The organism is Qingshengfaniella alkalisoli, from assembly GCF_007855645.1.
Lineage (GTDB): Bacteria > Pseudomonadota > Alphaproteobacteria > Rhodobacterales > Rhodobacteraceae > Qingshengfaniella > Qingshengfaniella alkalisoli.
On the sequence record NZ_CP042261.1, the window covers coordinates 890,311 to 903,569 of the forward strand.

A 13,259-nucleotide genomic window follows, 5' to 3' on the forward strand; every position below is an offset into this window, starting at 1 on the left:
GGCTTATTCCGCCGCGCGAAGATTGCCGGATGGCCGTTGATCGATGTGATCATCGGTACCGTCGTCGCTGTCCCAGAGAATCTCGGGCGATTTGATCTTGCGGGCCTTGCGCCGCAGCACCCAATCCTGTGCGGCATCGCTACTGCGGCCTTTGGTCAGGCGCGAAAGTGCACGACCGAGAGCGATCACATAGGTGCCCGCCCAGACACGCACCGCCAGCATGGATGGGGTGAAAACCAGCGTTAGCACAGTTGCGGTGCCCAGCCCGAAGACCACCGCCGTTGCCAATTGCTTCCACCACAGCGCGGTAGGGCTGTTGATGGAGGCGCCGCCGCCTATGAAATCGAGTGATAGTCCCAGCATCATCGGCGTCAGGCCCGCCATGGTGGTCAGCGTGGTCAGAAGCACGGGCCGGACCCGGCTTTCTGCAGTGCGGATGATCGCCTCGATACGGGGCATGTAGCGGCTGTATTCCTGATAGGTGTCGATCAGAACGATGTTGTTGTTCACAACAATCCCTGCAAGAGCCACGATCCCGGTACCCGTCATGATGATAGAGAAGGGTTGCTGCATGACCAACATGCCCAGCAACACGCCCGCCACCGACAGGATAACCGCCAGAAGGACCAGGGTTGCGTTGTAGAAGCTGTTGAACTGCGCCAGCAGGATGATGAACATCAGACCCAGCGCCGCGAGGAAGGCTTGCGACAGAAACGCTTGGCTTTCCGCCTGATCTTCCTGGTCTCCCGTCCATTCCCAGTCGATCCCGACGGGCAGGGGGTTCTCTTCGGTCAGCCAGCGCGTCAGTTCCGTAATGCGCTCATTCGCGTTAATGGGACCGCCCGCTTCATTGGTCAGTCCTGCGGCTACATCGGCCTTCACGTCGAAATAACGTTTCTGGTCCTCGCGGCTGATTTCACCGATTTTCTGCACCGGTGTGATGGTGATGAAATTGGACAGCGGGATCAGCCCATCCGCCGTTCTCACCCGCAGCGTATCCAGGGTGGACAGAACGCGGTCGTCTTCGGGGAGCCGGACCCGGATCTCGATTTCTTCGTCCGAGCTGTCCACCCGCATCGTGTCGAGCAGGATACCCCGTGTCACCATCTGTACCATGGCCCCGACCGTGGACACATCCGCGCCGAAGCGCCCGGCCTTCTCGATATCCACGTCGATCTGCCAGTCGATGCCGGGCAGGGGGCGGCTGTCTTCGATGTCGATCAGGCCGTTGGTTTGCTCGAACTTCTGGCGCACGGTTTCGGTTGCCTCGTAGATGGGGTCCCAGTCCGTGCCCTTGATCCGCAGATGCACGGGCTTGCCCGATCCCGGTCCCATGGCGAGGTTCAACACCTCGGTATAGACGCCGGGGATCAGGTCCATCTCGGCCTGCATCCGGTCCAGAACCGCATCGCCGTCGTAGTGGGGATCGACCTGGGTGGGCAGGAACACGCGCCGCATCCAGCTTCCTTCGGCTTCGGTCCGCGGGCGGTCTTCCCACGGGATCATTTCGATCTGAACCTGGCCGATGGTGTCGTTGGGCCCTGTCGCGCCTGCGGTGTTGGAATTCAGCCCGCCGTCACCGGCAAAGGCGAAGACACTTTGCACGCCTTCGGTGTTCAGTGCGATCTGTTCGACCTCCTTGACCAACTCGTCCTTTTCGCTGATGGACAGGTTGCCACGCGCCCTGACATAGACGATGGCCTGTTCCGGTTCGCTTTCCACGAAGAATTCAACGCCGCGGTTGTTCTGGCCATAGACGGAAAAAATGGTCATCACCACGAAGACCACAGCGCCCACGACCACCAGCGGCATGATCGGGTTGCCTGCAATGGCCTTGATCAGATAGCCGAATGGGGTACGCCCACGTCCGGGCTGTTCCGCAGGTTCCGTGCGTTGCGGTTTGACCGCAGACATGGTGATCGAGGTCAGCGACGCACCGATCAGGAACATGACGATCCCCGGAACATGGGTGCCAAAACCGCCATCTTCAGGCAGGCCAAGCAGGTAGGACGGGTTGATCGTCTGCATTGCACCCAGAAACAGCAGATACATCGCGACGGGCACCAGCACGACACGCAGCAATAGGGGCCAGCGATGCATGTACGCCGAGGCGTGGTTGAAGCTGCGCTGCAAGCGCCCGGACACACCGCCCATGACCGGCAGATAGACCAGTGCGACGACAAGCGACGCGGACAATACGAAGATCAGCGTCACCGGCAGCATGCCCATGAACTCGCCCGCCACACCCGGCCAGAACAGCATGGGCAGGAAGGCGCACAGCGTCGTGGCGGTCGAGGAAATGATCGGCCAGAACATGCGTTTGGAAGCTTCGACATAGGCATGCATCGGGCCGCTGCCCTCGGAAATCCGCCGGTCGGCATATTCCACGACCACGACCGCGCCGTCCACCAGCATGCCGACGGCCAGGATCAGGCCAAACATGACGATATTCGACACGGTGATCCCCATGATCGCGAGATAGAGGAAGCACAGCAGGAAAGAGATCGGGATCGCCAGCCCGACCAGAATGGCCGGACGCGCACCGAGTGCAGCCAGCACGACGATCATCACCAGAGCGACAGCCGTCAGAACCGATCCTTCTAGCTGGCTGACCATGCTGGCCACGGTCCGCGACTGGTCGTTGGAGAGGTTGATCGTCACCGCGTCCTGCAATTCCTGCGGCCATGTCTGGAGCTCGATGTCGATTTCTGCGCGGATCTCGGCAACCGTATCGATCAGGTTGAAACCCTTGCGCTTGACCACCTGGAGCGCCACGGTTGCATCACCGTTGTAGCGTGCGGTCGCTTCACGATCCTCGAATGTAAGCCGGACATCGGCGACATCAGACAGCGTGACGATCCGGTCGCCATTGGTCTTTATTGGCAGGTTGAAGACATCACGGCTTTCATCAAAGGAAGACGGAATCTTGACCGAGAACGCGCCGTTCTCGGTTTCCAGTTCACCTGCGGCAATCAACTGGTTGTTGTTCACCACCGCGTTGATCAGGTCGGACGCGGTGAGGTTGTAGGATTCCATGCGCACAGGGTCGATGACCACTTCGAGCATCTCGTCGCGATGACCGGCCAGTGGTGCCTCCAGCACCGAATCCATGCCTTCCAGGCGATCCTGCAAGTCCATTGCGACACGCAGCAATGTACGCTCGGGCAAGGCGCCGGTCAGGCTGACGATCACGATTGGAAATTCGGAGAAATTGATCTCGTTGATCGAATACTTTTCGGCACCGTCGGGAAATTTCCCTTCGGCGGTGTTCATGGCATCGCGCACATCGGCCATAGTGCGCGTCTTGTCCCATCCGAATTCGAACTCCAGCGCCACACCGGCATAGCCTTCGGCGGCCGTGCTGGTCATGGTCTTCAGCCCGTCGATATCCGACAGTTCGGTCTCCATGGGCTTGATCAGAAGCGATTCGCTGTCCTCGGCGGAGATACCCGGGAACGGCACGGACACGAACAGCGCCGGTATTTCGATGTCGGGCTCGCCTTCCTTGGGAAGGTTTATATAGGCTGCGGACCCAGCCACGAGTGACATCACGATGAAAGCGAGGATCATCCTCGCATGGGCAGCAGCCCAATCAACAATACCTGTCATCCCTTGGCCTCACGATAGCTGACGCGCACTTTTACGCCCTCTGATACGTATTCCTGCCCGACGACGATCACCCGCGCCGTCTCGGGCAGACCGGTGACATAAACACCGTCTATCGTATCACGGATGACCGATACCGGTGTGAACTGGACGACATCATTCTCGTCTACGATGCGCAAACCCATTGTACCCTGATCGTTCAACGTCAGCGCCGAAGGCGGTACGAGATGCGCTTTCGTCCCGCTTGCGGCGACAGAAATATCTGCGGACTGGCCATCCCGAATTTTCAGGTCAGGATTCTCGGCGGTGATTTCTACACCGAAGGTACGGGTGGCCGGATCGGCAGCCCGCGATATGAAGGTCACCTGACCCGACACATTCTCGCCATTGGGAAGCCGTGCAACGGCGGGGGCACCCATCTCGATCAGCCCGACGGAGGTTTCCGGCGCGAAACCCACCAACTTGATCGGGTCGAGCTGGATGATCGTTGCACAAAGCGAACCGGGTTGAAGCAGGCTGCCGATTTCTGCTGCGTCGGTTTCTAGAAGGCCGCCGAACGGGGCGGTGATGGTTAGTCGGTCGATCTCGGTTTCCGCGGCCTGCACAGCCGCTTGTGCAGATTGCAGCATGGCCTTCGCAGAAACAGCACGTGTCTCGGATGCGAATCCGCCTTCTGCCAGACGTCCCGCTGCGTTGTCGTTGATCTCTGCTTCAGCCAGCCGCGCTTGCGCCTCGGCCAGTTGCGCGGGGCGCGTGCCCGGATCGATCTGGCACAGCACATCGCCACGTTCGACGAAGCTGCCCTTGCGATGAGGTTCCGAGATCACCAGCCCCGACGTCTGGGATTGCACATCTACTTCCCGCACCGCCCGCGTTTGACCGCGCAGGTTCACGGCATTGTCGATATCGCTCGCGTTGCTTTGCAGAACCACAACGGCGATGGTGGAGGTGTCGTCACCCCCCGAATCAGTCGGTGCGACCGCCGCTTCTTCCTCGGATTGGGCCGTGGTTTCGTCCTGATCGGTGCTTTGAGCGACTCCGGCCATGTTCAGTAGCGTATCGCGTTCGAATACAATAACGTAAAGGCTTGCTGCCACGAGCAGCGCTATCAAGATCGGCGTCAGGCGCATTCTTGCCTCGCAGTGGTTTCAATCTGTCGGGCGTCAACTTCTAAACCGACCGGTTCAGTTTACACATATTCGCTGCGCCGCCGCAAGCATGTTGACGCAGGCGTCAATACGATTTGCTCCGAAGCTATTGGCAATGCTTCCAGCTTCACGTTATGAAACGCTAGCAAATGACGGAGGCCTGAGTGAGCAACCCCGACAGTTTCATCGATGAGGTAACCGAAGAGGTTCGCCGCGACCGCTTGTATGGCTATGCCCGCAAGTATGGCTGGATTGCCGTAGCGGTCGTCGTCGCCATTGTCGGCGGGGCGGGATATCTCGAATGGCAAAAGGCACAGGATGCCAGTGTCGCGCAGGCCTCTGGTGATGCGTTGATCTCCGCGCTTGATCTTGAAGATCCAGGTGCGCGTGCGGCAGCGCTTGACCAGGTGGATCTGAGCGGACCGGGTGCCGCTATTCGCAATCTGCTGGAAGCTGCCCAGCTTTCCGCCGATTCCCCTGATGAAGCGATTGCGGCGCTCCGCGCCATCGCCGACAATACCGAACTACCCTTGGTGTACCGGGACCTGGCGACCGTGAAAATGACCATGGTTCCCGAGGCATCGCTCTCGACGGACGAAAAGATTGCGATCCTGGAACCTCTGACCGCGCCGGGTCGTCCGTTTCGCCTGTCCGCGATGGAATCAGAAGCCCTGGTTCTGATTGAGCAGAAAAATACCGATGCCGCGCTGGAAAAGCTGGCCGTAATCGTGGGTGACAACGAGGCCAGCGACACGCAGCGGTCGCGGGCGCAGGATCTGATTGTCGCGCTTGGCGGCTCTCTGGACGCGTCCTGAAAAACGAGTGGAGCAGTTGATGCGGCACGAGACGCGCTACATGGCACGGTGGAGTTTGGCAGCATGTATGACCTCGGTCATGCTGCTGTCGGCCTGTCAGGAAAAAGAGCCGATCCTTCAGGGACCGCGGTTTGACCTGCGCGATATGGACGAAGCGGTGGCGGTCGCCTCCGATCCGTCCGCACAAGCCCGCGCCGAGGCACAGGCCCGCAATGTCACGGCCATACCCACGCGAACACCGATCCGCGGCTATAGCGTATCCGGCGAAGCCCGCTCACTGGGCCTTGAAGGCGCGCGCACCAACAGCGACTGGCCGCAACGCAATGGCAGCGCACAGCACCGCATCACGCACCCCGCACTTGGCGCCAATCTGACGGAGGTCTGGTCCACTTCTATCGGGAAGGGCAACGGCAAACGTGTCCGCATGACGGCCACACCAGTGGTCGCTGGTGGGCGTATCTTTACCATGGACAGCCACAGCGATGTCCGCGCGCATGCGCTGAATGGCGGGCTTCTTTGGCAGCAGAACCTGACGCCATCGACAGAGCGGCGCGGCGAGGCATCCGGCGGCGGATTCGCCGTGTCCGGCAACCGGCTTTATGTCACCACGGGTTATGGGCGTCTTTATGCGATGGATGTGGCCAGCGGTGCGATCTACTGGCAGCAGGATCTGGATGCGGTGCCATCCGCCGCGCCAACCGTTTCGGATGGGCTGGTCTATCTGACATCACGCGACGGCACCGCTTGGGCCATCGATGCGAGTGACGGGAAGACCCGCTGGCAGCTGCAAGCCACGGGTTCTGGCAGCTATACCATTGGCGGCTCTTCCCCTGCGATCACGTCTCGTGCGGCAATTTTTCCCTTCGGGTCGGGGGAACTGCTCTCGGTCCTGAAACGTGGGGGCGTGCGTCTTTGGGGGACAACGATTTCCGGCGAGCGGCTGGGCTACGCCTATGCGGGCGTCACGGACATTTCCAGCGATCCTGTTGTCGTGGGCAACACGATCTATGTCGGCAATCCGGGCGGTCGTCTCGTGGCACTGGATGCCACATCCGGCGAACGCAGATGGACCGCACGCGAAGGCGCGTCCAGCCCTGTCTGGCCGGCTGGGAACTCGCTGTTCCTGATTTCTGACCGGAACGAGCTGATCCGCCTGAACGCAGCTACGGGTGAACGTATTTGGGGTGCGACCCTGACCCTTTATACCCGCGAAAAGGTCAGCAAGCGGCAGGGCGTGTTCGCTCATTACGGCCCAATCCTCGCGGGCGGCCGCCTGATCACTGTATCCAGCGATGGCTATATGCGTCAGGTCGACCCGACCAGCGGCCAGATTCTACGCCAGGATCAGCTGTCGGCACCAGCGGCTCTTGACCCGGTTGTTGCGGGCGGTGTGCTCTATGTCGTCACGGCGGATGGGAAACTCCACGCTTTCAGATAACTGCAAGCTGGTGTAAGCCCCCGATTTGCGATTCCAGCCCGGAGGCTGCCCAATGTTTACCTTGGCGATTGTCGGACGTCCCAATGTCGGCAAATCAACGCTGTTCAACCGCCTTGTCGGGCGCCGTCTTGCGCTGGTCGACGATCAGCCGGGTGTCACGCGTGATCTGCGTGAAGGGCAGGCAAAGCTCGGTGATCTGAATTTCACCGTCATTGATACCGCCGGCCTGGAAGATGCAACCGATGACAGCCTTCAGGGGCGGATGCGTCGCCTTACGGAACGCGCGGTAGATATGGCCGATGTGTGCCTGTTCATGATTGACGCGCGCGCAGGGGTCACGGCCAATGACGAGATGTTCGCCGATATTCTGCGCAAGCGTTCCAACCATGTCATCTTGGCGGCGAACAAGGCGGAGGGATCTGCTGCGGATGCCGGGATGCTGGAGGCTTATGGCCTGGGCCTTGGCGAGCCGCTGCGGCTGTCCGCCGAACATGGCGAAGGGATGAGCGATCTCTATTCCGTGCTCCTGCCGATTTCGGAAGAACTGGTGAAAACCAAAGAAGACGAAACCGCCGTCACGGATATCGAGCTGGACGAAGACGGCAATCCCGTTGCAGATGACATGCCGTCGGAGTCGAAACCGTTGCAGATTGCCGTTGTCGGTCGTCCAAATGCGGGTAAATCCACGCTGATCAATCGTATCCTTGGCGAAGACCGCTTGCTAACGGGGCCGGAGGCAGGGATCACGCGTGACTCCATCGCTGTTCCGGTGGATTGGGCCGGAACGCCCATGCGCATTTTCGACACTGCCGGCATGCGCAAGCGTGCCAAGGTGCAGGACAAGGTTGAAAAGCTTTCGGTGGCGGATGGTCTGCGTGCCATTCGGTTTGCCGAGGTGGTCGTTGTGCTTCTGGATGCCGACATACCGTTTGAACAGCAGGATCTGCGCATCGCGGATCTGGCCGAACGGGAAGGGCGCGCCGTTGTCGTGGCCGTCAACAAGTGGGATCTTGAGGATGACAAGCAGGGCAAGCTGGCAGCGCTGAAGGAAGCGTTTGAACGACTTCTGCCGCAGTTGAAAGGCGCACCACTCGTGACCGTGTCGGCCAAGACCGGGCGCGGGCTCGACCGGCTGCACACGGCCATTCTGAAGGCACAGGATGTCTGGAACCGACGCGTGACGACGGCGCAACTCAACCGCTGGCTGACCGGCATGGTCGAAGCTCACCCGCCGCCTGCGCCGGGCGGCCGTCGGATCAAGCTGCGCTATGCCACGCAGGTGAAGACGCGCCCACCAGCATTCGTTGTCATGTGTTCGCATCCGGACAAATTGCCCGAAGCTTATCGCCGCTACCTGATCAATGGGCTGCGCGCGGACTTCGACATGCCGGGCACACCGATCCGTCTGACGATGCGATCTCAGGCCGACAAGAACCCTTACAAGGATCGCAAGAAATCGACGCCGTCGCGGCTGCGCAAGCATTTGGGCAAACCCTCTCCCAAGGCTTGACGTAGCGCCACCTATCCACTGTCATGCATGAAACGGCAGTTATGGGCGAGTGCGATGAAACGAATAGCGATTTTCTGTGACGGCACTTGGAACAGCGCGGATAGCAAGCCCGAAACCAATGTCGTGCGGCTATTCACCGTGGCTGTCGCGTCGCAGGACATCGCGGACGATATTCATCCCCTATATCATGAAGGTGTCGGAACAGGGCGCGGTAGAAACCGTGTGGAGCGCTTTCTGGACCGTCTTTGCGGCGGCGCCTTTGGCTGGGGGCTGACGCGGAATATTCGACTGGCTTACGAAGATCTCGCCAAGGTCTTCGAGCCGGGTGATCAGATCTATCTGTTCGGGTTTTCGCGCGGAGCCTATACGGCGCGTTCGCTTGCCGGCCTGATCAGGAACTGCGGGATTCCCACACCTGAAAATATAGAGCGCAGTCAGGAAGCCGTGAACTGGTATCGAGATCGCGGGGCGGCGAAAGCGCCTTACACCGATGAAAGTCATGAGTTTCGCATGAACTTCTCGCCGCAACTTACTACAGGAAAAGAAGAAATAGAGTGGCGTAAGGCGAACGGAAAGCCGCTCGGAATGCCGCTGAACATCTCCTATATGGGGATATGGGATACGGTCGGCGCGTTGGGCGTGCCGGGATTTCTGGGCACGCTCGCCAAGTTTCTGAACATGAAATATACCTTTCATGACACGGACTTATCGAGCATGGTTAAAGCAGGTCGCCATGCCGTTTCGATAGATGAGCGGCGCCGCACCTACGAACCGACCCTATGGAACAATCTGGCTGGACTCTCGGAAGGCCGCGAAGGCCAGCCTTACCAACAGAAATGGTTTCCGGGCGTGCACGGTGTGGTCGGAGGTGGTGGACCGGATATCGGCCTGACCATGTTCACGCTGGCGTGGATCGCGGATGGCGCGAAAGAGGCGGGCTTGCAACTAGACGAGGCCGCTCTGGTGCCGTTTCTCAGCCAACGGAACTATCAGGGCGCCTTGCGTCACGGTGCGCTGCATATGTTATCGTCCTTGATCTCGCGCGATCGCAGGGGGCCGAAGACGACGGATGAGCTGGCGGAGGTGACGCTTGACCGGCTGGCCTTCGGTGGAAAGGGCGGGGCCGTCTATGACCCCGCCACCTTGTCAGACCTGAAACAGCAGATCGCTGCGCTGCCGCCGCGGGAGAACCCGACACGCTTCGCGTGATGGTCAGGCGAGTTTACCGTCTGCCGTCAGTACCGACTTGCCACCGAGATACCGCGAGAGCGCCTCGGGCAGAATGACGCTGCCGTCTTCCTGCTGGCCATTCTCGAGCACGGCGATCAACGTGCGCCCAACGGCCAGTCCCGAACCGTTCAGCGTGTTGACGAATTCGGGCTTGCCGCCGCCCTCAGGCCGGAAACGAGCATTCATGCGACGTGCCTGAAAATCGGCGCAAAGCGAAACCGAGCTGATCTCGCGATACTTGTCCTGACCGGGTAGCCACACCTCGATGTCATGTGTGCGAACCGCGCCAAAGCCTGTATCGCCGCTGCACAGAACAATGGTGCGATAGGGCAGTTCGAGCTTTTCCAGAATGCCTTCGGCGCAACGCGTCATGCGGTCCAGTTCGGCGCGGCCCTCGTCAGGGCGGGTGATGGACACCATTTCGACCTTCTCGAACTGGTGCTGGCGCAGCATGCCGGATGTATCGCGGCCCGCGCTGCCGGCTTCGGACCGGAAGCACTGACTGTGCGCGACATAGCGGCGCGGCAGGTCGCTTTCCCCGACCACGACGTTGTTGACGATGTTGGTCAGCGTCACTTCCGCCGTCGGGATCAGCCACCAGCCATCTGTGGTCTGGTAGCTGTCTTCGCCGAATTTCGGCAGTTGCCCTGTGCCATACATCATGTCTTCGGTGACCAGCACCGGCACCCATGTCTCGGTCAGGCCGTTTTCGTCGACATGCGTGTCCAGCATGAATTGGGCGAGCGCCCGGTGGATGCGCGCGACAGCGCCGGACAGAACCACGAAACGCGATCCTGACAACTTGGCGGCGGTTTCAAAATCCATCCCGTCCTGCACGGCGGGCAGTTCGTAATGTTCCTTGGGCGCGTAGTTGAAGGCGCGGGGCTCACCATGGCGGCGCATTTCAACGTTTTCGCTTTCATCGGCGCCGTCAGGCACATCGTCGGCCAGAAGGTTCGGCAGCCCCATCAGAAGGTCACGCAGCTTGGCGTCTTCGGACTTGGCTTCTTCATCGAGTCGGGCGATTTCGACCTTTTTGTCTGCGACCAGCGCCCGCAGGCGTTCGAACTCGGCCTCGTCGCCTTTGGCCTTGGCCGCACCCACCTGTCTGGAGGCGGCGTTGCGGTCGGCCTGCGCCTGCTCAGATGCGGTAATTTTCTCGCGACGGGATGCGTCGAGCGCGAGGATTTCCGACGACATCGCGTCCAGCCCGCGTCGGGACATGGCCCGATCGAAGCGTTCCGGGTTTTCGCGAATGAATTTAATGTCGTGCATGGCGTCCTCTTTTCGTGCGACTCACCGCAGGCGGTTGATAGACGATTGATGCCCGCGAGGGAACGGCGGCAAGGCTTTCCTTCCGGCAGGTCGGTCATTGTCTTGCCTTTGTCTACGTCGCGCCATAGGTTGCGCCGCAATTCAATGAGGCCCCAGCGCCCCAACCAGAGGTATATCGTTCATGTTCGCAACGCCTGCATATGCGCAAGCCGCCGGAAACCCGATGGGTATGGTCTCCAGCTTCCTTCCCCTGATCCTGATCTTCGCGATCATGTATTTCCTGCTGATCCGCCCGCAGCAGAAGAAGGTGAAGCAACACCAGCAAATGGTTGCCGCGCTGCGCCGTGGGGATCAGGTCGTCACGCAGGGCGGGCTGATCGGCAAGGTCGTCAAGGTTAAGGATGACAATGAAGTCGAAGTTGAACTCTCGGAAGGTGTGAAGGTGCGTGTGGTCAAGTCGACCATCGCGCAGGTGGTCAGCAAGACCGAGCCTGCCGCCTGATTTTTTCGGGGCTGCTCTCGGGTAGCCCTTTTTTCTCGCTTTTTCCGAGTTTCGCGCAAAGGGGCCATAGATGCTTCAAATCCCTATGTGGAAACGCATCGTCATCTGGGGGCTGTGCGCTCTCGGTCTGTTGATGGCGATGCCCAACGCGTTCTATCCGCGTGTCGAGCGTCACAATGACGCCGTGAAGACCATCGAGGCAGGCGCCGAAGCGACGCCGGAACTTCAGGCCGACCGCGCAGGGTGGCCGAACTGGCTGCCGTCTGACATCGTCAATCTTGGCCTCGATCTTCGGGGCGGTGCGCATCTGCTGGCGCAGGTGCAGGTGTCTGATGTTTATGCGGACCGGCTGAACGGTTTTTGGCCGGAACTGCGCGATGCACTACGGGCCGAACGTGCGACGGTCGGCACCATCCGCCGCCAACCCGCACCGGAAGACGAATTGCGCGTGCGCATCAGCCAGCCTGAGAACATCGATGCTGCTGCACAGATTGCGCGTGACCTGTCGCGCCCCATCGTGTCGCTGACCGGGGCAGGGTCTTCGGATATCACCGTGACCAGCGAGGGCGCGGATATGGTTGTCAGGCTGTCGGATGCGGAAAAGCAGGCGACAGATGATCGCACCATCCGTCAATCGCTCGAAATAATTCGTCGCCGTGTGGACGAGGTCGGCACACGTGAACCCACCATTCAGCGGCAGGGTGAAGACCGGATCCTGATCCAGGTGCCGGGGATCGGATCTGCCGAAGAGCTGAAATCGCTGATCGGGACCACCGCCAAGCTGACCTTCCACCCGGTTGTCGGGCGTACGACCGATGCCAGCGCCGATCCGGGCCTGCGCAATCTGTTGCTGCCCTCCATGGACGAGCCCGGCACGTACTACATGGTTGAAGAAGATGCGGTCGTGACAGGCGAGGAACTGACCGATGCGCAACCGGCTTTCGATCAGAACGGTCGCCCGGCGGTGAATTTCCGCTTCAACCCGTCGGGCGCGCGCAAGTTTGGCGATTATACCGCAGAAAACATCGGCTCTCCCTTTGCCATCGTGCTCGACAATGAAGTGATTTCGGCACCTGTCATCCAAAGCCATATTCCCGGGGGCTCCGGTATCATCACCGGCAACTTTACGGTTGAAGGGTCCACCGAACTGGCCGTCTTGCTGCGCGCCGGTGCGCTGCCTGCAGAGATGACTTTCCTCGAAGAACGGACCATCGGACCGGAGCTGGGGCAGGACAGTATCGATGCGGGCCGGATCGCCTGTATCGTGGCATTTGCCGCAGTGCTGGCTTTCATGTTCCTGTCCTACGGCTTCTTCGGATTGATCGCGAATGTCGCGCTGATCATCAATGTCGGGCTGATTTTCGGGCTGCTATCCGTGATCGGTGCGACGCTCACACTGCCCGGTATTGCCGGGATCGTGCTGACCATCGGTATGGCGGTGGACGCCAATGTCCTGGTTTTCGAGCGGATTCGCGAGGAACTGAAAACCGCCAAGGGCCCGGCCCGCGCGATCGAGCTTGGTTATGAACGGGCGCTGTCGGCCATTCTGGATGCGAACATCACGACGCTGATCACGGCTGTGATCCTGTTCGTCATGGGCTCTGGTCCGGTGCGTGGCTTTGCGATCACGCTGGGTCTGGGTATCATCACGTCGGTCTTCACCGCTATATATGTCACGCGACTGATCATCGTCACGTGGTTCGAGCGGCGCCGCCCGCGCACAATCGAGGTTTGA

9 protein-coding genes are annotated in these 13,259 nt (G+C 60.3%); 6 read left to right on the forward strand and 3 right to left on the reverse strand.

Features of this window, described 5'->3' with window-relative positions; translation table 11 throughout:
• Positions 1–3 precede the first annotated feature (3 nt).
• Both FPZ52_RS04635 and FPZ52_RS04640 read right to left on the reverse strand, forming a co-directional pair.
• A complete protein-coding gene (locus FPZ52_RS04635; protein WP_146364152.1) occupies positions 4–3,609 on the reverse strand; it encodes an efflux RND transporter permease subunit in 3,606 nt (1,201 codons plus the stop codon).
• Positions 3,606–4,736, reverse strand: coding sequence for an efflux RND transporter periplasmic adaptor subunit (locus FPZ52_RS04640; RefSeq protein WP_146364154.1), 1,131 nt, complete (start codon positions 4,734–4,736; stop codon positions 3,606–3,608). The genes FPZ52_RS04635 and FPZ52_RS04640 overlap by 4 nt, the downstream gene beginning before the upstream one ends.
• A gap of 182 nt (positions 4,737–4,918) precedes the next feature.
• Between FPZ52_RS04640 and FPZ52_RS04645 the strand changes: the two genes are divergently transcribed.
• Genes FPZ52_RS04645 through FPZ52_RS04660 form a run of 4 tightly spaced genes read left to right on the forward strand, consistent with a single transcriptional unit; the run spans position 4,919 to position 9,726 of the window.
• Positions 4,919–5,569: a hypothetical protein gene (locus FPZ52_RS04645; protein ID WP_146364156.1), complete on the forward strand. Its 651-nt coding sequence runs from the start codon at positions 4,919–4,921 to the stop codon at positions 5,567–5,569.
• Between the two features lie 19 nt (positions 5,570–5,588).
• Positions 5,589–7,007 (forward strand): PQQ-like beta-propeller repeat protein, encoded by a 1,419-nt coding sequence (locus tag FPZ52_RS04650; protein ID WP_240804404.1) that lies wholly within the window; start codon positions 5,589–5,591, stop codon positions 7,005–7,007.
• A gap of 52 nt (positions 7,008–7,059) precedes the next feature.
• Complete coding sequence (der, locus tag FPZ52_RS04655) at positions 7,060–8,517, forward strand: ribosome biogenesis GTPase Der (protein ID WP_146364158.1); 1,458 nt, start codon at positions 7,060–7,062, stop codon at positions 8,515–8,517.
• A 54-nt stretch (positions 8,518–8,571) separates the two neighbouring features.
• A complete protein-coding gene (locus FPZ52_RS04660) occupies positions 8,572–9,726 on the forward strand; it encodes a DUF2235 domain-containing protein (RefSeq protein ID WP_168201264.1) in 1,155 nt (384 codons plus the stop codon).
• 3 nt (positions 9,727–9,729) lie between these two features.
• Here the strand turns inward: FPZ52_RS04660 and serS are convergent, their stop codons facing one another.
• Positions 9,730–11,022, reverse strand: coding sequence for a serine--tRNA ligase (gene serS / locus FPZ52_RS04665; RefSeq protein WP_146364162.1), 1,293 nt, complete (start codon positions 11,020–11,022; stop codon positions 9,730–9,732).
• Between the two features lie 181 nt (positions 11,023–11,203).
• On the opposite strand from serS, the gene yajC reads away from it, so the two are divergent.
• Both yajC and secD read left to right on the forward strand, forming a co-directional pair.
• Entirely contained in the window at positions 11,204–11,524 is a 321-nt protein-coding gene (gene yajC / locus FPZ52_RS04670) for a preprotein translocase subunit YajC (protein ID WP_146364164.1), read from the forward strand.
• A gap of 70 nt (positions 11,525–11,594) precedes the next feature.
• Complete coding sequence (gene secD, locus FPZ52_RS04675; RefSeq protein WP_146364166.1) at positions 11,595–13,259, forward strand: protein translocase subunit SecD; 1,665 nt, start codon at positions 11,595–11,597, stop codon at positions 13,257–13,259.